Raw genomic sequence first — 20,956 nt, 5'->3', positions numbered from 1 at the left:
CTGAAAAAACGCGGCCCAGGCCGCGTTTTTTATGCCCGCTGGAAATGATCATCTGCCACCGGCAGTTCTCCCTAGAACCGCTTGTTCTTTCCGTGAGCCAGTGGCGGTTACGACCTACCCAGCCACCAGGCCACCGCCATCAACAGTCCAATCATCACCGGTTGGTGAAGCATGTAGTAACTCAGGCTCCAGCGCCCCAGAACCGACAGGGGCCGAACGATGCCGGGCAGCGGCCGCGACAGCAGCACCGGCCGGTGGGCCAGCACCCACTGGCCTGCAGCCAGCCCCCACCACATCACGCCCAACCAAGGGAAAACGGGCACATAGTCTTCAGTGAAAGGCTTGCGGGATACCAACCCCAGCCAGTTGAGGACCCGGCCGTTGAACCAGGGTGCCGCCTCAATCCAACTGCCAGCAAGCAGATGCTGCGCCAGGGGCGGCAGGGCCACCGCCACCAACCCCGCCAGCCACAGCCACCACCCCCAGCCAGATGTGCACCGGGCAATGAGCAGCATCACGGCCATACCGTGCAAAACCCCGAAGTAGATGAAGCTCTGCGGAAACATGACAAAAGAGCCCAGCGTCACCAACAGCGCGCAGCCCGCGATCTGCATCCAGCGGCGCCCGAAACGCTGCCACCCCTGCCCCTGCTGCCAAGCAATGGCCTGCCCCAGCCCAGCGCAGAAAAGAAAAAGGCTCACGATGAAGGTGCGCTGCGTGGTCCAGAACGGGTCCACACGGAAGTTCTGCGGCCAAAAACCAAAATGGCTCAGGTCAAAACAAAAGTGGAAGGCGGTCATCCACACCATCGCCAACCCTCGCAGGGCATCCACCGCGTCATAACGCTGGCCGGTGTTGGTCGGGGTGCCCGTCCATGGGCTGGAGGCGGAAGATGGGGAGACGGGCAGAGGACGTTTCATGGCGTGACCGATCAGACGGCAATTGAACGGATGCTCCCCAGGCTTCGGCTCCATCCGGGACGCCCCGATGGTAAGGACGTTTACCCCTGTCACTTGCTTGCCCCGCACCGCAACAGGCAAGAAAAAAGGCCTTGCAGCATATGCTGCAAGGCCTTCAAACATTGGTCGGAGCGGCGGGATTCGAACTCGCGACCCTCTGCTCCCAAAGCAGATGCGCTACCAGGCTGCGCTACGCTCCGACAGCTCGTATTCTAACCCGCTAATTTCCTGTTTTTTGGTTCGATGCCTGCTTTTTTCATTTTTTTGAAAAGCGGCAAGCACCCCAGCAAACCGAAAGTCCACAGCCTCTGGCAAGGCTGTGCGAGAACGAGAGAACCACAAGAAACGGATCAGCCCTTCAGGCTGAAAAAGACCAATGAAACCGATGAAACCAACGAATCAAGCCAGACGATGGCTTAGCGGCTGCTCGGGCCAGGGCCACGGCCAGCCAGGTGGCGGAAGGTGATGCGACCCTTTGTCAGGTCGTAGGGCGACATTTCCAGGGACACCTTGTCACCCGCCAGGATGCGGATGTGGTGCTTGCGCATCTTGCCGCCCGTGTAGGCGATCAGTTGGTGACCATTGTCCAGCGTGACGCGAAAGCGCGAGTCGGGCAAGACTTCCGTCACGGAACCTTGCATTTCAATGAGTTCTTCTTTGGCCATGTTCTTTATCTCTTCAAAACTAAATTCTGTGATCAGCGCCTGAAAGCTTGGTGCATCCACCACGGCAGCTACGACGTGGTCGGTGCTCGACACACGGTGCATTGCGGGCGGTGGGAGTCGCTGCACCCGGGGCGCAGATCAGGCAGACGGCCGGGGGAGACGGCTTCAATGGACAGGCAAAAGCGCTGTGCAAAGCCTGTCGATTGTACCGCGATGCGCCCTGTTGTGCCTATCGGCGCGTTGCAGGGGCCGCAGGCGGGTCGTCGCGCCCCTGTACTGCAAGGGCCAGGGTCCGCACCAGATCCGTCTGTGTGATCACCCCCACCAAGCGCTCTTCCACATCCACGATAGGAATGTGGTGGTGCCCCCCTTGGGAGAACAGCGGCACCAGGTCCATCGCATGCTGCTCCACGCGGGCCACCTGCACTGGGTGCGACATGATTTCGCCCACGCTCTGGGGCTGGCCTGCGCGCCCCATGACCAGCGTGCGCAGTCGCTGCCCCAGGCCTTCATGCATATCCAGGTTGGCCAGGCGCATGAAATCAGCCACAGTCACGATGCCCACCACCAGACGCTGCGCATCCACCACAGGCAGGGCCTTGATCTGCTCGGCACGCATCAGGGCCCACGCATCCTTCAGCGAGACACCTGCCTCCACCGCCAGCGGGGGCCGGGACATGATGTCAGCGCAGCGCACCTCGCCCAGCGTCCGCTGGAAGGCCGCGCGCCCCGCCAGATGCAACAGCCCCTCCAGATCAGCGCGGCTCACATCCAGCACCTGGTTGTAGTGCGCCAGCGCTGCATCCACATCCGATGCGGTGAAAGCCCCCTTGGAAACATCAGTGCGGGCCGCCACACGCTGCGGGTGCGGGTAACGGCGCCCGGTCAGCCCGTTGTACACCACGGCAGCCACCAGCAACACCAGCACGTTGAACAGAATGGGAAACGCGGCCAGGTGCCAGCCATCACCTGCCGTCAGCACCACATACAGCGCCATGGCACCACCCGGCGGGTGCAGACAGCGCAAAGGCACCATGAGCGCAATGGCCAGCCCCACGGCCACCGCCCCCGCCCACACCGGGTCGGGGATCAGGGCCGAGCAGAGTCCGCCCACCACGGCCGACAAAGTGCTCCCGCCCAGCACGGGCCAGGGCTGGGCCAGCGGGCTCGACGGCATGCCAAACACCAGCACCGCACTAGCCCCCAGCGAGGCCACCATCCAGGGGCCCGAACCACCGCCGCCCGCCCACCAACGGCTCAGCCACGCGGTCAGCAACACCCCGACCATGGCCCCCGCAATAAAGCGCAGCCTTTCGCGGCCATCAATGCCCAGGGGCGCTGGCCAGAAGTGGCGCAACCACTGCACCAGGCGGACATGCGCAGGCTGCGACGAAGACGAAGAAGGCGGGGATGGAGGAACAGAAAAAGACATGAACAAAAAGAAGCGCGGCCACGCACCCAAGCGAGAGCAAAACAGGCAGGCCCAGAAAAGCCACGCTCCGCAATATGCCAGTGTCGCCGAGGTCACCATTGTGCAAGGCCCGGGACCGGCATGTCCCCACTGCGCCATTCAGCAACACCAGAGCAGTACATCCGGCGGCCATATCCAGCGCCCAAGGCCCCAAAAGTCTCACCTATGCTCGAAACTACTGATACCGGCGACCCCAACAAGCCTGCACAGCACAAAAATCATGACCTATACTGCAGAAAAAAATAGAAAATGCACTTTAGTTCATATCCAAATCAACATTGCGACAGTGCTCAGACATGCCAGTAGTCAGATTACACCCAGCGGAGCCATCTCCGGGCTGGCGCGTTCGACCTGGCAAGCTGGAACCCCGCCCTTCCGGTACGGGTAACCCATAGGTATTCACCACGGAATGCTTGAAGTAAATTACTTTAAGCCTAAACAAAGGAGACCCATTCCATGACCACCCGCCGCCTTGTCATCAGCCGCAGCGCCGCCCTTGTGGGCGCAGCATCCACAGGGCTGCTGCTGCCCTCCATCGTGCGCGCCCAAAGCGGCAAAGTGCGTGTGGGTTTCATGCTGCCCTACACCGGCACCTTCGCCCAGTTGGGCGTGGCCATCGAGAACGGCGTGCGTCTGGCGATTGACCAGCAGGGCGGCAAGCTTGGCGGGCGCGAAATCGAGTGGTTCAAGGTGGATGACGAGTCCGAGCCCAGCAAGGGCGTGGAAAACGCCAGCAAGCTGGTGCAGCGCGACAAGGTGGATGTACTGATCGGCACCGTGCACTCCGGCGTGCAGATGGGCATCCAGAAAGTGGCACGCGACACCGGCGTGCTCAACCTGATTCCCAACGCGGGCGTGCATGCCGCCACGCGCGCTCTGTGCGCGCCCAACGTGTTCCGCACCTCGTTCAGCAACTCGCAGCCCACGCTCGCACTGGGCAAGGCCATGGTCGAGAAGGGCCACAAGAAGGCCGTGTGGATCACCTGGAAGTACGCTGCTGGCGACGAGGCCTTCGAAGGCTTCAAGCAGAGTTACACCGCTGCGGGTGGCACCATCGTGAAGGAGCTGGGCCTGCCCTTCCCCAACGTTGAATTCCAGGCGCTGCTGACCGAGATCGCTGCGCTCAAGCCCGACGCCGTGGCCTGCTTCTTTGCCGGGGGCGGTGCAGCCAAGTTCATCCGCGACTACGCGGCCGCAGGCCTCAAGGACAAGATCCCGCTGTACGGCTCGGGCTTCCTCACTGAAGGCGTGCTCGATGCGGCCGGCCCCGCTGCCGACGGCATCGTCACCACCATGCACTACAGCGACTCGCTGGACACACCACGCAACAAGCAGTTCCGCCTGGAATACGCAAAAGCCTTCCGCAGCCAGCCCGATGTGTACGCCGTGCAGGGCTACGACACCGGCCTGCTGCTGGTGCAAGGCGCCAACGCGGTCAAGGGCGACCTGTCTGCCAAGCCGGCCGTCATCAAGGCCATGGAGAGCGCCACCATCGACAGCCCGCGCGGCAAGTGGACCATGAGCAAGTCGCACAACCCCGTGCAGGACATCTACCTGCGCCAGGTAGAGAACAAGGAAAACAAGGTGATCGGCGTGGCCGCCAAGGCACTGGCCGACAGCGGCGCTGGTTGCAGGATGGGGTAACACCCCCCTGAGGCGCTGCGCGCCTTCCCACCGCGCTCGCAGCGCTGCGCGCTGCGGGCAGGGGGACGCCGCCAGCGCGGCGGGGCGGCCCTTGCGCGGCGGCCCTAGACGAGGCCGCGCCAGTTGCCAACTTCACGGGGACTTACCCCCGCCATAAAACTCCCTTCATCTGTGGCTGCCGATCACATCCGCGTGGCAGCCAACATCACCACATTCATGGACTTCGCAACCTTCCTGATCCAGTTGCTCAACAGCGTGCAGTACGGCCTGCTGCTGTTCATGCTGGCGGCCGGGCTCACGCTGATCTTCGGGATCATGGGCGTGGTGAATCTGGCGCACGGCAGCTTCTACATGCTGGGGGCTTACCTCGCGTATTCGCTGTCGGGGCATTTCGGCAGTCTGGCGTTGGCCATTGTGGGTGGCGCGCTGCTGTCGGTGGTGTTCGGGCTGGCGCTGGAGTGGCTTCTGTTTCGCCACTTCTACCACCGCGACCACCTGGACCAGGTCCTGCTGACTTTCGGCCTCATCTACATCTTCGAGGAACTGCGCTCCATCCTGTGGGGCGACGATGTGCACGGCGTGCCCATCCCCAAGGTATTGGACTGGTCGATTCCGCTCACCGACACCCTCTCCTACCCGGTCTACCGGTTGTTCATCTCGGGCGTGTGCATTGCGCTGGCGGTGGCCCTGTACCTGCTGATATCCAAGACCCGCCTGGGCATGAAGATCCGCGCGGGTGCATTCAACCGCGACATGGCCGAGTCGCTGGGCGTGAACATCAAGCTCATCCATGCCATCGTGTTCGCGCTCGGCGTGGGGCTGGCTGCAGTCGCCGGCATGGTGGCCGCGCCGGTGTCCAGCGTCTACCCCAACATGGGCGCATCGGTGCTCATCATGTGTTTTGTGGTGGTGGTGATCGGAGGCATCGGCTCGGTGCGCGGTGCACTGATCTCGGCGCTGCTGGTGGGCTTGGTGGATACATTTGGCAAGGTGCTTTTGCCGCAGGTGGCCGGGATGCTGGTCTACATGCTGATGGCGGCGGTGCTGCTGTGGAAACCTGAAGGTCTTTTCAAACAATGAGCACCCCTCGCGCCAATATCGAAGTGCTGCCGCGCAGCGTGCAGTTTGCCCTTGCGCTGGGGCTGGCCGCGTTGCTGCTGTTCCCCGTGGTGGGCAGCGACTTCTACGTGCAAATGGTCACGCGCATGATGATCATGGCCATCTTCGCGATGAGCCTGGATCTGCTGCAGGGCGTGACCGGCCTTGTGTCGCTGGGCCATGCCGCCTACTTTGGCGTGGCAGGCTATGCACTCGCCTTCCTCACACCGGCCGACGCGCCCGTGAGCCTGTGGTGGACGCTGCCGCTGGCGGTGGCGGGCGCCGCACTGGTGGCACTGGTCATCGGCTTCTTTGTGGTGCGCACGCACGGCATCTACTTCATCATGGTCACCATGGCGTTCGCGCAGATGGTGTTCTACCTGTTCTTCGACAACAAGGTGCTGGGCGGCTCAGACGGGCTCTACATCAACTTCCGGCCCGACGCCTCACTCTTCGGTTGGCTGCCCTTTGACCTGGAAGGCCGCAAGACCTTCTACTACTTCACGCTCGCGCTGGTGGTCATCGTTTACCTGTTGCTGCGCCGCCTGCTCTGGAGCCCGCTGGGCCGGGCGCTGTCGGGCATCCGCATCAATGAGCACCGCATGCGCGCCATGGGTTTTGGCACCCAGGGCTACAAGCTCACGGCATTTACCGTGGCGGGTGCGCTGGCAGGGCTGGCGGGCTACCTGTGGGGGGCGCAGACCGGCTACGTAAACCCTGAGCTGATGGGTTTTCACATGAGCGCCCACGCCATCATGATGATCATCCTGGGCGGCATGGGCAATTTTGCGGGAGCCATCGTCGGCGCCTTCGCCTTCGAGTATCTGCTGCATGTATTCAAGGACATCACCAAACACTGGCAGCTGCTGATGGGCGGCTTCATCGTGCTGGTGGTAGTGGCCGCACCGCGCGGGCTGCTGGGCATGCTGGGGCAGCGCAGTGCAAACAAGGCGCAGGAGGGTTCTGACCATGGCTGACGCCCTGCTTTCCGCCCACCAGCTCACCAAGCGCTTTGGCGGCCTGGCTGCCGTCAATGGCGTCTCTGTGGACCTGTGGCGCGGCCAGATCCACGCCGTGATCGGCCCCAACGGCGCGGGCAAGTCCACGCTGACCAACCTGCTCTCGGGCGACCTGCCCCCCACCTCGGGCCAGGTGCTGCTGGGCGGCACCGATGTGACGGGTTGGGCACCGGAGCGCATCTCGCGCCAGGGCCTGGGCCGCAGCTACCAAAAGACCAATATCTTCCTGCCGCTCACGGTGCATGAAAACGTGCGCCTGGCCGCACAGTCGCGCGATGCGCAGCAGCCCTGGAACCCGTTGCGCTGGTGGCAGGACACGCGCGCCAACACTATCAAAAACAGAGCTACCACCGAACGTCTGGAGCGCGCTATCGAGCTATCTGGCTTGAAAGACCGGCGCATGGCGATAGCCGGGGCCATGAGCCACGGCGAACAACGCCAGCTGGAGATCGCGATGACCCTGGCCACCGAGCCCCGGGTGCTGCTGCTCGACGAGCCTCTGGCCGGCATGGGCGTGGCCGAGGCCGAGCGTATGGTGGACCTGCTGCAGCGCCTCAAGCCCGCGCACGCCATCATGCTGGTGGAGCACGACATGGACGCGGTGTTTGCGCTGGCCGACCGGCTCACCGTGATGGTCAACGGCGAGGTGATTGCCCACGGCACACCGCCCGAGGTGCGCGCTGACGAGGGTGTGCAAGCCGCCTACCTGGGCGAGGACCACTGAAATGAAACACCCCCTGAGTCGCTTCGCGCCTTCCCCCTCTCTCCAATTGCTTCGCAATCTGGGAGGGGGACGCCCCCGGTGCGGCGGGGCGGCCCTTGCACGGGGGCGCTGGCCTTGGCCGCGCCAGTTTCATCCGCTGCAGGTGGCGCGCAGCGCTATGGATAACTGAGATGACTACTCCATGGATCGATGCCAAGGGCATCCACACCTTCTACGGCAGCAGCCACATCCTGCACGGCATTGACTTCACCGTGGGCCAGGGCGAAACCATCGGTCTCATGGGCCGCAACGGCATGGGCAAGAGCACCCTGCTCAAGTCGCTGATGGGTCTGGTCAAGCCCCGCTCGGGCAGCGTGGCCGTGGCCGGACGCGATATGACGGGCAAGCCGCCTTACGAGGTTGCCCGGCTGGGCATTGCCTATGTGCCCGAAGGCCGGGGCATCTTCGGCAACCTGAGCGTGGTCGAGAACCTGCAGATGGCCGCCCGCGCAGGCACACGCGGCCAGCGCGACTGGACCTACGAGCGTGTGCTGGAGACCTTCCCGCGCCTGAAGGAACGCCTGGGTCACGGCGGCCAGCAGCTCAGCGGTGGCGAGCAGCAGATGCTGACCATCGGCCGCGCGCTGATGACCAACCCCGACGTGCTCATCCTCGACGAGGCCACCGAAGGCCTGGCACCGCTGATCGCACGCGAGATCTGGCGCATCTGCAGCCTCATCAAGGACAGCGGCATCAGCAGCGTGATCGTGGACAAGAACTGGAAACACGTCACACAGATCACCGACCGCAACGTGATCCTGGTGAAGGGGCAGATCGTGTTTGAAGGCAGCTCGGATGCACTTCACGCGCAGCCCGCGCTGCTGGACCAGTACCTCGGGGTTTGAGCGCACCGGTTGCAGGCATTCCGGGTTGGAAACGGGAGCCTTGCGACGGCTCCGGAAGCTCAGCTTCCTAGCGCAGGTGAATTGTCACCGGCACATTCAGTTGGGCGGATAAACCGGCCGAGTCCTTGGCTGTGACCACCAGTTGATAGCTGCCTGCCACCGGCTTGGGCCAGATGGCCATGATGGTGCTTCCAGACACAGCAAAGCCCATGCCCAATGGCACGCCCGTGATGGAGACTGAGAGCGAGGTGGCGCCTGGCGATGTGATGTTGATGCTGCCGGACAGCGGCTGACCGGCTACGCCCACCATGGCAGCGGCCGTGATCACCGGACCTGCAGCGGCGATCTTGACCGTGAAGACACCCTTGCCCGACAAGCCCGTCTTGGTGTCCTTCGCGGTCAAGGTCACACTGTAAGTACCGGCCACCGGCTTGGGCCAGCTCACCACGCCATCTGCGGTGACGACCATGCCTGAGGGAGCCCCTGCAAGGGAATACGCCACCGGGTTGACTGCGCTGACATTGGCCTTGAAAGACAGGGCAACGCCAGGGCGGCCTGCAATGCTTGCGCTCTCGATAGTGGGGGCCACCGGTGCGATCACATTGATGTTGTAAACCCCCTGCCCGGTGAGCCCCGTCTTGGTGTCCTTGGCCACGACGGTGACGGCGTAGGCCCCTGCCACCGGCGCTGGCCACGACACTACACCGGCAGCGCTGATCGACATTCCGGTGGGCGCACCGGAAAGGCTCAAGGCAACGGGGTTGGGGGCATTGACCGACGCGGTGAAGGTCAGTGCCGTACCCACGGTGCCGCTGATGGTGGCCGGTGTGACTACCGGCGCAGGTGCAGGTGCTGCAACGCCGGCCAGCAAGTTCACCAGCGTGCTGGCATTGGGAGTGCCCAAACCTGTCAACTGGTCATACCCAGGCCCCGCCGAGCAGGTGCTGCAGACGCCGTGGCTGCCCAGGCGAATGTCGGCAAAACTGCTCGCATAGTTCGACGCCACTGCGCCAATCTGCCCATACAGCAACGCGTGCCCGCCAGCCACTAATGGCAACGCAGCTTGCTGCCGGCCTGCGTTGGCAACCGCCACCAGCCCGGCCCACATGGGCGCTGCCAGGCTGGTGCCGCCAGCACTGATCCATTGCACTGCGCTGCTTCCTGGCTGCATGACGGCCACGTACTGGCCGGTGGCAGGGTCAGCATTCATGGCCACATCGGCCACGGTGCGGCGCACCAGCGAGCCAGTACCCGGTACAGACGACTTTTGGTACGCTGGAACGGCAACAAAGCCGCTGGTACCGCCACCGGTACCCGACCAGCTCACCTCACTGCGCGGCCCGCTGCCGGAATAGGTCAGCGTTGTGCCGCCCACCGCAATGACATTGGAAGAAACCGAAGGCCAGTTCACTCCTGCGCCAGAATCGCCCGTTGCTGCAAGGTAGGTCATTCCGGCTGCAGCAAAGGCAGAGTCCACCGAGGCTGTCCACGCACCCTCCTGCGCCCCAAAGCTCATGGACACCACCCCTGGTCCCATGCTGTTGGCCAGCCGTATGGCTCCCAGCAGGCTGTTGACCGATGCGTCCGGCGCTTCAACGAGAACTATGCGCGCCAGCGGTGCGATCGCATGCACCCACTGGACATCCAACGCGATTTCCGTAGCCCACCCAGCGTCGTAGGCAGGCGCCACAGCAGAAATGCCCCCGGATGCTGTGCTGTAAGCCACCCACAATTCGCAACCCACTGCAGGGGACGCAGCGGCCAAAGGCAACCCTGTGGCCACCGGCAGAACCTTTGCCGTACAGGCGGGTAACCCAAACTTTTGATTGAACGATGCCAGTTCGGCTGCAACGTTAGGGTTGTGCTTCGCACCGACGACATACACCGTCTGCCCTGCACCCAGTTGGGCGGCCTGAACACCGGAAGGCTTGGCTCCCACAGCGGGCAACGCACCAAAGCCATAGGCCGCCCGGACCTGAGCGACCGAATAGGTGGTGACCGCGCCGGTACCTGCGAGAGGCGCTGCTGCCGCAGCCTTGGGCATAGCCAAGGACGTGTTCGCAGACCTCTGCTGCACCTCTTCCAGGCTGGAAGGGGTGAGACGGCGGGTGGACAGTGCCTTGAACATATCCGGCACCTGCTGCGACTTGGGAGCACTCCGCGCAGACTGGTTGGCATCCTGCGCATCCATGTCGTCAGGAGCCTCCAGCACCACTGGCGCAATGTGGAAGGTGGGCTGTGCCCACATGCCCTCCACCTCTGGCGGCAACACGTCGGCAGACACTTGCAGTGTGGTGATGGTGGTGGCCACGTCGCTGGCGCCCTCGGTGTCGGCAGCGCCACCGCACCCCATGACCACCAACGGAATGGCCGAAAGCAACGCCCAGCGAGCACGCGGGGGCCTGAGAGCGAAAAGGTGACGGCGAGTGTGTGTTGGCATTCTGTTCTCCATGACATGCGGAAATTGATACCGCACACACCGAAGACCGCCTGGACTGCAAACACCTGCAAGGATTGCCGGCACGCTCTCGCGCCTCCCCGGTAATACACCCCGGGGAACTGTGGCAACCCCGCTGCCATACCCATTCAGAAGGGGTTAGACCGGTGGCTTTGCGACCCCGACTTTCGTGCGGGTGTGCCTTGATGGGAGAAATGTAATTGTTTGAAACGAAAAAATCAATAAATTTGATAACAATTTCAAATTTATCATTTGATAAACGAGAGCCATCTGAGCCACCTCCGCCATGCGCACTCCCCCTTGATAACCCGGTTTGCCCGCAGTCCCCCCATCGTTAGAATCGTTCGCTCCATCGACTCAGGAAGAACGTTTTGTCCGATCGCCTTGCCGTACTGCCCCAATACGCTCTTCCCAAACGTGCTCTGACCACCCTCGCGGGCAAGTTCGCATCAGCCCGCCTCGGCGGCCTCACCACCTCGGTGATCCGCTGGTTTGTGGGCCGCTACAACGTGAACATGGGCGAGGCCGCCAACCCCGACATTGCCAGCTACGCCAGCTTCAACGACTTCTTTACGCGCGCACTGAAAGACGGCGCCCGCCCGCTGGCCGATGCCGACCTGATCTGCCCCGTGGACGGTGCCATCAGCCAGTTCGGGCCCATCGCCAAGGACCAGGTGTTCCAGGCCAAGGGCCATTCGTATTCAACCACCGCGCTGGTGGGGGGTGATGCCGCACTGGGTGCGCGCTTTGAAAACGGCCACTTCGCCACGCTGTACCTGAGCCCGCGCGACTACCACCGCATCCACATGCCTTGCGCGGGGGAGCTGACGCGCATGATCCATGTGCCCGGCGAGCTGTTCTCGGTCAACCCCACCACCGCGCGCGGCGTGCCCGGCCTGTTTGCGCGCAACGAGCGCGTGGTCTGCGTGTTTGAATCGGACACGGGCCCCTTCGTGCTGGTGCTGGTGGGCGCCACCATCGTGGGCAGCATGGCGACCGTGTGGCACGGCCAGGTCAACCCGCCCCGCCCCGGCAATTTGCGCCAGTGGGACTACGCGCCCGGCCAGGTGCGCCTGCAAAAAGGTGAGGAGATGGGGCGCTTTTTGCTCGGCTCCACCGTGGTGATGCTCTTCCCCCAAGGGCCGCTGCAGTTCAACCCGCAGTGGGCACCCGCACGGCCCATCCAGTTGGGCGAGGCCATGGCCCGGCGGGCGGCGGGCTGACCAGGGCGCCTTGTGCCAAAGGCGGGTGGTGCACAAACCCTTCGCGTGCGATCTGTCTCTGTTGTGGGGTTGTCAGCCGCGTTGAACATGCAGCACCGCTGCACAGGGACTGATTCCGTGCCGCACTAGTCCGGCACACGGCTGAGCTGGAAAGCACTGGGCTCCAGCTGAAGTGCGTCGGGATGCACTGGGGCCTCATGCCCCACCAGGTACACCATCAAGCCGCTGCGCCGCAGCATCACGTGGCTCACCGTTTCACGCCGGTGGCCCAGGTGAACGACCGCACCGGGCCGGAACAAAGGCATGTAGTAATAGGCCGCAGATTCCATCAGGGTGCGGCTCCTTCCGCAAAGGTGGCCGGGTGGCACACCCCACGGCCTGTGTCAGGCCGGGTGAACCATCCTAGCACCGGCATCCTGCCAAAACACCCCACTGCGCTGCCGCGCCTTCAAAAGATCAGGAGCCCACGCAGCGCAGCCGGAGAGCCTGGTAACGACCTTGCAGAGAATCGTGAGCAGGCTCTTAGGTGCGTGCCGCCGCAAACGCCAGCGCCGCAGTCAGCAAGCGCTTCAGGTGCGGCTGCACACCAGCCGCCACATCGGGCAGGTAGTCAAAAGGCAGAGCCTCCTGCATGTAGCTGCACTGGGTCATCTCCAGCTGCACGGCGTGGATGTTCTGCGCGGGTTGGCCATAGTGGCGCGTGATGTGCCCGCCCTTGAAGCGGCCATTGAGCACGCCGGTGTAGCCCGGCGCCGATTGGGCAATCACCAGCAACTCCTGCGCCAGCGCCGGATCGCAGCTTGCGCCATCGGCCGTGCCCAGGTTCAGGTCGGGCAGCTTGCCCTCAAAGAAGCGCGGCAGCACCGAGCGGATGGAGTGTGCGTCCCACAGCACCGCCACGCCGTGCTGCGCGCGGATGCTGTCCAGCTCGGCGCGCAGTTGCGCGTGGTACGGGGCCCAGACGGCGCCGCGGCGCGCGGCCACTTCTGCGTCATCGGGCACATCGCCCTGCGCGTAGATGGGCGTGTCGTCAAACGTGTCCACGGGGCACAGGCCGGTGACGCTCTGGCCAGGGTAGAGGCTCGCGCCATCGGGCGGGCGGTTCAGGTCCACCACATAGCGCGAATGCGTGGCCACGAGGATGGACGCGCCCATGTCTTTCGCAAACGCATAGAGGCGCTCCATGTGCCAGTCGGTGTCGGGCACATGGCGGGCTTCGTCGGTGAAACGCGCAGCCAGCGCGGGCGGCACGTAGGTGCCCGCGTGAGGCATGGAGACCAGGAGCGGCTGTGTGCCCTGGTGGAAGGTGAACGGTGGTGGGGGAGCGGTGTAGGTCATGGCAAAAAAATTGGCAAGAACAGAATCAATCAGCAGCAGCGATGGTGGTGGACCGGGCCGCCACAAAGGCCTGCGCGGCCGTGTCGTGCAAGGCATGGCGCCCCGCTGCCACGCGTTGCACACCGCCCACCCACAGGCTGTCAATGGCCGACGTGCGGTGGCTGCCAAACACATGGGACGACAACATGCTGGGCCCAGGCAGGCCTGCCAGCGCCACATGCTGCGCATCGAGCGCCACCATGTCGGCCTGCTGGCCCACGGCCAAGCCCGCCAAGCAGGCCAGGCCCGCCGGGCCACCAACCGTACGGCCGGACGCCTGCGCCCCGCCCTGCACCGCCTGCAAGGTCATGGCCGTGGCCACCTCGGCCTGGCTGGCGCTGGCCAGCACATTGCGCTGGCGCAGCGACAGGCGCTGGCCGTATTCCAGCATCAGCAACTCCTCCGCAGCGTTCACGCAGGCATGGCTGTCCGAGCCCACACCCCAGCGGCCGCCGTGCTGCAGCCACAGCGGCATGTCGAAGATGCCGTCACCCAGATTGGCCTCGGTGGTGGGGCAGATGCCTGCCACGGCACCGGTGCGGGCTGCGTCCTGGTACTCCTGCTGCGTCATGTGCGTGGCGTGCACCAGGCACCAGCGTTCGTCCACAGGGGCATGCTCCAGCAGCCACTGCACGGGGCGCTGGCCGCTCCAGGCAATGCAGTCCTCCACCTCCTGCGTCTGCTCGGCGATGTGGATGTGGATAGGGGCACGCGGGTTCAGCGCCGTGAGGCCTTGCACCGCAGCGGCCAGGCTGTCGGGCGGCACAGCGCGCAGCGAGTGCGGAGCCAGGCCCAGAACGGCCGCTTGCGCCTGCGCAGCGGGCGCCAGGCGCTCCAACAAAGAGAGCATGTTGTCCGTGCTGCGGATAAAGCGGGCCTGGTCGGCACGCGGCGGCTTGGCGCCGAAGCCGCTGGTCTGGTAGAGCACCGGCAGCAGCGTGATGCCGATGCCCGCGCGCTGCGCCGCGCGCAGCAGTGCCAGCGACAGCGTGGCGTCGTCGGCATAGGGACGGCCATCCTGGTCGTGGTGCACGTAGTGGAACTCGCACACGCTGGTGTAGCCCGCCTCCAGCATCTCCACGTAAAGCCAAGTGGCAATCGCCTCCAGCGACTCAGGGGTGATGCGCGCGGCAAAGCGGTACATCAGGTTGCGCCAGCTCCAGAAGCTGTCCTGGCTTTCGCCCCGGTATTCGGTCAGGCCCGCAAACGCGCGCTGGAAGGCGTGCGAGTGCAGGTTGGGCATGCCGGGGACCACCGGGCCCGGCGCAATGGCTGCGCCTTCAGGCCGCTGCGCACCGGGCGTGACGGCGGTGATGCGCCCTGCCCCGTCCCACGCAATGAGCACATCGCGCGCCCAGCCGGTTGGCAGCAGCACATCGGCAGCAAAAATCTGGTTCATGCCCGGCCTCCGTGAATGCGCCCTTGCCGCACGATGGTGCAGGCAGGCTTGTGACCAAACCAGTAGGCCAACTCGGCTGCCTCGCCCACCGGCCACAGCACAAGGTTGGCGGGCCGCCCCGACGCGATCAGGCCGTGCGTGTCCTGCAGGCCCAGCGCACGTGCCGCATGGATGGTGATGCCAGCCAGCGCCTCGGGCACCGTCAGGCGGAACAAGGTGCAGGCCATGTTGGCCATGAGCAGCAGGCTGAGCGCGGGCGAGGTGCCGGGGTTGTGGTCGGTGGAGACCGCCATGGGCACACCCGCATCGCGCAGCTGTGCGATGGGCGGCAGGTGCGTGTCGCGCAGCGTGTAGTAGGCGCCGGGCAGCAGCACGGCCACCGTGCCTGCAGCCTTCATCGCGGCAATGCCGTCGGCCGACAGGTGTTCGATGTGGTCGCACGACAGTGCGCCGTAGCGCGCGGCCAGTGCCGAGCCTCCCATGTCCGAGAGTTGCTCCGCATGCAGCTTGACGGGGATGCCAAGCTTCTGCGCGGCCTGAAAGACCTGCTCGGTCTCGGCCAGCGTGAAGGCGATGCGTTCGCAGAACACGTCCACCGCATCCACCAGGCCCTCAGCGGCCAGCGCGGGCAGCATCTCGTTGCAGACCAGATCGACATAGGCTTGGCTGCGGCCTGCGTACTCGGGCGGCAGCGCGTGCGCGCCCAAAAAGGTGGTGCGCACCGTCACGCCAAACGCTTCGCCCAGGCGGCGGGCCACGCGCAGCTGTTTGCGCTCATGCTCCAGCGCCAGACCATAGCCGGACTTGATCTCGATGGCGCACACGCCTTCGGCCAGCAAGGCTTGCAGGCGCGGTGCGGCCTGGGCAAACAGTTCGTCTTCCGACGCCGCGCGCGTAGCCTTCACCGACGACACGATGCCGCCACCTGCCTTGGCCACTTCTTCATACGTGGCACCCGCCAGCCGCATGGCGAATTCGTTGGCGCGCTGGCCGCCGTAGACCAGGTGGGTGTGGCAGTCCACAAGGCCAGGGGTGGCCAGCGCACCCCGTCCGTCGTGGCGGCGCAGTGGCTGGTAGGCGGCGGGCAATTGCGCCTCGGGCCCCACCCAGGCCATGCGGCCGCCCTGCACCACCACGCAGGCCAGTTGGCACTCAGGCACAGGTTCATCGACCACCCAGAGGCCGGGCACGGGCTTCAGATTCAGCCACACACCATCGGCACTCTCGCTGGCGGCCCCCCCGTGGGGGTGACCGTTGTTGTCCTTGTCTTGCATCTGCCTGCCCACCACGGGCTCCGTGTTAAATGCTATACAAATGATAGCTATCAGCGATTACCTATCGCGCGGTAGCGGCCATTTTTATTCAATTTTTTGCAGCGACACCGGGCTGCAAAGCGATCCAGACCAGTGCGGGCGCATCGGTCGCGCCCGCTGCCTGCACAGGCTCCAGCCGCCCCGGCACAGGTGCGCCATCGCCCCCCCACCAAAAGCCCTGCCCCGCTGTCAACGCACGGGGTTCCGCGCCTTGTGCCCCCCACTGCCAGTCGCCCTGCAACACCAGACACAAACCTGCAGGCGCACCGCCGGGCGATTGCGCATCGGCCACCACCCGCAGCGGGCCCTGCCATTGGCCGCGCCGCTGCATGAGATTGAAGTCCTTGGAGGTGCCGCCCAGCATGGCGCCGTCCACCGCGTCGTCGCCCGAGAATGCAAACGGCTGCCAGCGCGGCTCCAGCCGGTGCTCCCAGCCAGGGCTGCGCAGGTGCAGACCGTCGCCAGAAAGCAGCATGATCTGGCGGTCAATCCCGGGGAAGACGGAGAACGGCCCGGGCCGGTCCACCGTGGCCAGGCTCACGCGCCACTCAAAGCTGTTCATGTCCGCGCCCGGGGGCCAGCAGGCCAGTTCCTGCGTGCTGCCGCCGCCGTTTTTCCAGGGCATGCTGGGCGTGGTGGCCAGGTCAAAAAAGTGCATCGCCATCGTCGTTGTATCCCTCGTCAGTTGGCCGTGGTCTGCTCTGCGCCCGCAATCAGCAGCGGGAACAGCAGGTGGTTCATCTCAGCCCCGGCGGGCAGTTCATCGGCAAGGCCGGGGAACTCGGGCGAGGTCTTCCAGGGCCGGGGCGCATGGCGCGTGTCATCACCGAGAAAGCGCACTGAGAACACACGGCGGCGGTTGCGGCCCTCCACCCCACCGGCCGCGTGCAGCGTGAGCATATGGAAGCACACCACGTCGCCGGGCTCGATCTCCCAGCCCACGATGGGGAAGGCATCGCGGTCGGCCTCGACGTTGGGCAGGTCCTGCAGGCTGCCTTCGGGGAACCATTTCGCCTGGTTGTCCATGAAGGTGCGCGGCATGAGCCACGGGCCCTTGTGCGAACCGGCCACAAACTCCAGCGTCGCAGCGCGGGATACCGGATCGACCGGAATCCACATGCTGATGTTCTGTTTGCCGTCGATGTTGTAGTAGGGCTGGTCCTGGTGCCAGGGCGTGCGCTGGCGCGTGCCCGGCTCCTTGACCAGCACATGGTCGTGGTACAGCCGCACGGTGCGCGACTGCATCAGGCGCTGCGCGGCCAGGGCCAGCGGCGTCTCGCGCACAAAACGGCCAAACTGCGGGATGTCCTGCCAGTTGCAGAAGTCCTCGAAGAACCGGCCCGGGTCATCCGGGCGGCTGGCCACCTTGGCACGCGGGCTGGGCGCGGCCAGGTTGGCGTCGATACCTTCGCGCAGCAGTGCGACTTCATCGGGCGTGAGCAGCTGCTTGATGCAGAGGGCGCCATCGCGGTCAAAACGCGCAATGTCGTCTGCAGTCAGGCGCTCCTGCAAACGCTGCCGAAAGCGTGCTTGCAAGGGTGTGTCCAAGGCTGATGAAGGCTGGGGCATCGGGGTTGTCTCCTTGATAGTTGTTGACCATGGTGCACCACGCCGCTCCCAGCCTCGGGCCTCAGGCGCGCGTGAGCACGGCTTGCAGGAAAGAACGCGTGCGCTCCTGCGTGGGGTTGGTGAAGATGGTGGCCGGTGCACCGGCCTCGATGATGCCGCCGCCGTCCATCACGACCACCACATCGCCCACCTCGCGCGCAAAGTCCATTTCGTGCGTGACCACCATCATGGTCATGCCTTCGCTGGCCAGCAGCTTCATGACCTGCAGCACCTCGCCCACCAGCTCCGGGTCCAGCGCCGACGTGGGCTCGTCGAACAGCATCACGCGCGGCTCCATGGCCAGCGCGCGGGCGATGGCCACCCGCTGCTTTTGCCCACCCGACAGGCTGGCGGGCATGGCCGTGGCCTTGTGCGCCAGGCCCACCTTGGCCAGCAGGGCCTGGGCACGCTCCTCGGCGTCCTTGCGCGACAGGCCGCGCAGCTTGCGCGGGCCCAGCGTGACGTTGTCGAGCACCGACAGGTGCGGAAACAAGTTGAACGACTGGAACACCATGCCCACCTCTTCGCGCAGGGCGTTGAGGTCATGGTCGGGCAGCATGCGTCCGTCCTGCACCAGCGTGCGGCCGCAGATCTCGACCGTGCCGCCCTCGGGCTGCTCCAGGCCGTTGCAGCAACGCAAGAAGGTGCTTTTTCCCGAGCCGCTGGGCCCGATGACCACCACCACCTGCGACGGCAGCACGTCAAAGTCGATGCCGTTCAGCACCACATGGCTGCCAAACGCCTTGCGCAGCCCGCGAATCCGCACCATGGGCTGGGTGGACGCATCCCCCGCATTCATCACAGACGCTTTCTTCATTGCACCATCCCCCCGGCGCGCAGGCGCAACTCGATCCGGCGCAGCACCAGCGTGGTGGCACCTGTGAGGATGAAATACACGACCGCAATCGCGAGGTACACCTCCAGCGAACGGTATGACACGCTGATGATCTTCTGCCCCTCGTGCATCAGGTCGTGGATGGTGAGCAGCGACACCAGCGCCGAGTTCTTGATGAGCGCAATGAACTCATTGCCCAGCGGCGGAATCATGCGCACCACGGCCTGCGGCAGCACCACGGTGCGCATGGCGAGACCCGACGACATGCCGATAGAGCGCGCAGCCTCCATCTGCCCCTTGTCGATGGACTGGATGGCCCCACGCACCACCTCGGACACATAGGCGCCCGAGTAGATGCCCAGGCCGATCACACCGCACACAAACGCGGGCAGCAAGACGCCGAACTGCGGCAGGCCAAAGAACAGGATGAACAGCTGCACCAGCAGCGGCGTGCCACGGATTGCGGCCACGTAGGCAGTGCACAGGGCGTAAACCACACGGCGCTTGGGGTTCAGGCGGCCAATGCCCACCAAAAGGCCCATGACGCAGCCCAGCAGCAGCGAGGCGGCCGTGATTTCCACAGTCACCAGCGCACCCGCCAGCAGCTGCGGCACCCCGGCCCAGACAGGAGAAAAATCGAGTTCCATGGCTCAGTTCGGCAACCGTGGGTGGCTTACTTGGCAGCGCTGTTGCTGAACCACTTCTTGACGATGGCCGCGTAGGTGCCATCGGCCTTGAGCTTGGTGATGGCACCGTTCACGGCCTTCGTCAGCTCGGGCGTGTCCTTGCGCAAGGCCATGCCGTATTCCTCGGTGGTGAGCTGTTCATCGAGCACACGCAGGCCTGGGCGGGTGCGCACATACTGGAAGGCGGCGGGTTTGCCGGTCACGGCGGCATCGGCGCGGCCGATGTCCACCAAGTTGAACATCTCCTGGTTCTTTTCGACCTCGACGCGTTGCACCTTGGGGAATTTTTCGGTCAGGTAGCCCACCGACTTGGTGCCTACCTGCACGCTGACTTTCTTGCCGTCCAGATCGGTCAGCTTCTTAATGCTGGTGTTGTTGTCTTTCACCATCACCACCAGGCCACCGGCGTAGTAGGAATCGGTAAAGTCCACCACCTTCTTGCGCTCGTCGGTGATGTAGATGGCCGATACGGCCATGTCGAAGCGCTTGGAGATCAGGCCGGGGATCAGGCCCTTGAAGTCGATGTCCACCCACTCGACCTGCTTGCCCATCGTCTTCGCAATCGCCTCCACCAGCTCGATGTCGAAGCCCGTGCGCTTGCCGTTCTCGACAAACTCCATGGGTGGGAACGTGGCATCGGTGCCCACACGCAGGACGTTGTCCTGGGCCTGTGCACCCGTGGTGCAAAAAGCTGCGGCGGCCAGGCTGGCCAGAAGAAGGTTGCGACGAAGGTTCATGGGGAAAGCTCCTTGGGGAGGGGTGAGGGAATTCAGGGAGGGGTGAGCTGGCGGGAGATGCGCGCTGCGGCAACCACCGCCATACCGGTGAGCGCGGCCTCTTGCCCTTGGGCTCGCAAGATCGGGGCCATCAGGGTGATGGCCCCTGCAGCCTGCCGGGGAGAGCCGAACACGGGAACGCTGACGCCCCAGACACCGGCATCCACCTCGCCAGAGCTGACGGCGTAGCCCGCCTTGGCAATACCTTCCAGCTCGGTCTGCGCAGCCTGGCGCGCGGCAGTGCCTGCTCCGTAATGCAGATCCAGAATGGCATTGCGTGCAGCAGGTGCCACGTGGGCCAGCAGGCACTTGGCAGAAGCACCCGCACGCAGCGGCACGCTGCGCCCTTTTTCAAACGAACAACGCAGGGCCTGGGTACTGTCCACCATGTCCAGGCAGACCGCGCTGTCGTTCACCGCCACCACCAGCCCCACGCTCTCGTGGGACTGGCGGGCCAGCGCCTGCATGTCCGGCCGTGCCTGGTGCACCAGGTGCGACGCCATGTCAAAGCCCAGGGCCAGTTGCAGGCTGAGCGGGCCGGGCGCGTAGTGCCCGTTGCTCTCCAGCACAAAACCCCACAGCTTGAGCCGCGCGAGTTGCCGGTACAGCGTGCTGCGCGCCAGGCCCGTGGCCTCCATCAGCTCGGCCGCCGACATGGGCTGACCGTGCTGCGCCAGTACCGCCAGCACGTGCAGAACACGGTCAGCGGCGGCAACGGAGGTCGGTCCACGGGTGGGCATGGACTCAGTATCAAAGGATTGCTGCGGCATTCAAACCCTGCATTCCCACGGAATGGGAATGCAGTTCCCTTTTTCAC

At 64.7% G+C, this 20,956-nt stretch carries 20 protein-coding genes, 1 tRNA gene and 1 riboswitch; of the genes, 6 read left to right on the top strand and 15 right to left on the bottom strand.

Annotated features, from left to right (window positions below):
- Positions 1–107: 107 nt before the first annotated feature.
- From AvAM_RS07805 to AvAM_RS07790, 4 genes are all read right to left on the bottom strand, one after another.
- The gene (locus AvAM_RS07805; RefSeq protein WP_137746582.1) at positions 108–920 is read right to left on the bottom strand and encodes a DUF1624 domain-containing protein; all 813 of its coding nucleotides are present in this window, start codon (positions 918–920) and stop codon (positions 108–110) included.
- Between the two features lie 162 nt (positions 921–1,082).
- A tRNA-Pro gene (locus AvAM_RS07800) sits at positions 1,083–1,159 on the bottom strand.
- A 216-nt stretch (positions 1,160–1,375) separates the two neighbouring features.
- Positions 1,376–1,624 carry a translation initiation factor IF-1 gene (gene infA / locus AvAM_RS07795; RefSeq protein ID WP_063460522.1) on the bottom strand — a complete coding sequence of 83 codons (249 nt, stop codon included), beginning with the start codon at positions 1,622–1,624 and terminating at the stop codon, positions 1,376–1,378.
- A 229-nt stretch (positions 1,625–1,853) separates the two neighbouring features.
- Positions 1,854–3,056: an HPP family protein gene (locus tag AvAM_RS07790; RefSeq protein ID WP_137746527.1), complete on the bottom strand. Its 1,203-nt coding sequence runs from the start codon at positions 3,054–3,056 to the stop codon at positions 1,854–1,856.
- Between the two features lie 495 nt (positions 3,057–3,551).
- On the opposite strand from AvAM_RS07790, the gene AvAM_RS07785 reads away from it, so the two are divergent.
- From AvAM_RS07785 to AvAM_RS07760, 5 genes are all read left to right on the top strand, one after another.
- A complete protein-coding gene (locus AvAM_RS07785; protein ID WP_137746526.1) occupies positions 3,552–4,739 on the top strand; it encodes an ABC transporter substrate-binding protein in 1,188 nt (395 codons plus the stop codon).
- A gap of 216 nt (positions 4,740–4,955) precedes the next feature.
- Complete coding sequence (locus AvAM_RS07775; protein WP_137746525.1) at positions 4,956–5,819, top strand: branched-chain amino acid ABC transporter permease; 864 nt, start codon at positions 4,956–4,958, stop codon at positions 5,817–5,819.
- Complete coding sequence (locus AvAM_RS07770; protein WP_137746524.1) at positions 5,816–6,814, top strand: branched-chain amino acid ABC transporter permease; 999 nt, start codon at positions 5,816–5,818, stop codon at positions 6,812–6,814. The genes AvAM_RS07775 and AvAM_RS07770 overlap by 4 nt, the downstream gene beginning before the upstream one ends.
- A complete protein-coding gene (locus AvAM_RS07765; protein ID WP_137746523.1) occupies positions 6,807–7,580 on the top strand; it encodes an ABC transporter ATP-binding protein in 774 nt (257 codons plus the stop codon). Before AvAM_RS07770 ends, AvAM_RS07765 begins: the two co-directional genes overlap by 8 nt.
- 170 nt (positions 7,581–7,750) lie before the next feature.
- Positions 7,751–8,464 (top strand): ABC transporter ATP-binding protein, encoded by a 714-nt coding sequence (locus AvAM_RS07760; protein WP_137746522.1) that lies wholly within the window; start codon positions 7,751–7,753, stop codon positions 8,462–8,464.
- A 67-nt stretch (positions 8,465–8,531) separates the two neighbouring features.
- Here AvAM_RS07760 and AvAM_RS07755 read toward each other — a convergent pair whose 3' ends face one another.
- Entirely contained in the window at positions 8,532–10,904 is a 2,373-nt protein-coding gene (locus AvAM_RS07755) for a putative Ig domain-containing protein (RefSeq protein ID WP_137746521.1), read from the bottom strand.
- A 120-nt stretch (positions 10,905–11,024) separates the two neighbouring features.
- A riboswitch (cyclic di-GMP riboswitch) is annotated at positions 11,025–11,114 on the bottom strand.
- A 179-nt stretch (positions 11,115–11,293) separates the two neighbouring features.
- Between AvAM_RS07755 and asd the strand changes: the two genes are divergently transcribed.
- Entirely contained in the window at positions 11,294–12,145 is an 852-nt protein-coding gene (asd, locus tag AvAM_RS07750; protein ID WP_137746520.1) for an archaetidylserine decarboxylase, read from the top strand.
- Positions 12,146–12,270: 125 nt separating this feature from the next.
- Here asd and AvAM_RS07745 read toward each other — a convergent pair whose 3' ends face one another.
- The 10 genes from AvAM_RS07745 to AvAM_RS07700 all read right to left on the bottom strand — a co-directional run bounded on the left by AvAM_RS07745 (position 12,271) and on the right by AvAM_RS07700 (position 20,909).
- Positions 12,271–12,474 carry a hypothetical protein gene (locus AvAM_RS07745; protein ID WP_137746519.1) on the bottom strand — a complete coding sequence of 68 codons (204 nt, stop codon included), beginning with the start codon at positions 12,472–12,474 and terminating at the stop codon, positions 12,271–12,273.
- Positions 12,475–12,667: 193 nt separating this feature from the next.
- A complete protein-coding gene (gene hutG / locus AvAM_RS07740) occupies positions 12,668–13,483 on the bottom strand; it encodes an N-formylglutamate deformylase (RefSeq protein ID WP_137746518.1) in 816 nt (271 codons plus the stop codon).
- A gap of 25 nt (positions 13,484–13,508) precedes the next feature.
- Positions 13,509–14,921: a formimidoylglutamate deiminase gene (locus AvAM_RS07735; protein WP_137746517.1), complete on the bottom strand. Its 1,413-nt coding sequence runs from the start codon at positions 14,919–14,921 to the stop codon at positions 13,509–13,511.
- A complete protein-coding gene (hutI, locus tag AvAM_RS07730) occupies positions 14,918–16,195 on the bottom strand; it encodes an imidazolonepropionase (RefSeq protein WP_137746516.1) in 1,278 nt (425 codons plus the stop codon). The genes AvAM_RS07735 and hutI overlap by 4 nt, the downstream gene beginning before the upstream one ends.
- Before the next feature lie 88 nt (positions 16,196–16,283).
- Positions 16,284–16,892: a HutD family protein gene (locus AvAM_RS07725; protein ID WP_137746581.1), complete on the bottom strand. Its 609-nt coding sequence runs from the start codon at positions 16,890–16,892 to the stop codon at positions 16,284–16,286.
- A 23-nt stretch (positions 16,893–16,915) separates the two neighbouring features.
- Positions 16,916–17,803 carry a phytanoyl-CoA dioxygenase family protein gene (locus AvAM_RS07720; protein WP_137746515.1) on the bottom strand — a complete coding sequence of 296 codons (888 nt, stop codon included), beginning with the start codon at positions 17,801–17,803 and terminating at the stop codon, positions 16,916–16,918.
- A 61-nt stretch (positions 17,804–17,864) separates the two neighbouring features.
- Entirely contained in the window at positions 17,865–18,659 is a 795-nt protein-coding gene (locus AvAM_RS07715) for an amino acid ABC transporter ATP-binding protein (RefSeq protein ID WP_283202034.1), read from the bottom strand.
- Positions 18,656–19,324: an amino acid ABC transporter permease gene (locus tag AvAM_RS07710; protein ID WP_137746514.1), complete on the bottom strand. Its 669-nt coding sequence runs from the start codon at positions 19,322–19,324 to the stop codon at positions 18,656–18,658. The genes AvAM_RS07715 and AvAM_RS07710 overlap by 4 nt, the downstream gene beginning before the upstream one ends.
- 26 nt (positions 19,325–19,350) lie before the next feature.
- Positions 19,351–20,100 (bottom strand): glutamine ABC transporter substrate-binding protein, encoded by a 750-nt coding sequence (locus tag AvAM_RS07705; protein ID WP_137746513.1) that lies wholly within the window; start codon positions 20,098–20,100, stop codon positions 19,351–19,353.
- Between the two features lie 32 nt (positions 20,101–20,132).
- Entirely contained in the window at positions 20,133–20,909 is a 777-nt protein-coding gene (locus AvAM_RS07700) for an IclR family transcriptional regulator (RefSeq protein WP_137746512.1), read from the bottom strand.
- Between the last annotated feature and the right edge of the window lie 47 nt (positions 20,910–20,956).

Origin of the sequence: Acidovorax sp. NB1, assembly GCF_005405905.1 — a bacterium.
GTDB lineage: Bacteria > Pseudomonadota > Gammaproteobacteria > Burkholderiales > Burkholderiaceae_C > Acidovorax.
Note: the sequence above shows the minus strand (reverse complement) of the source record. Positions and strands in the feature narration are given on the sequence as shown.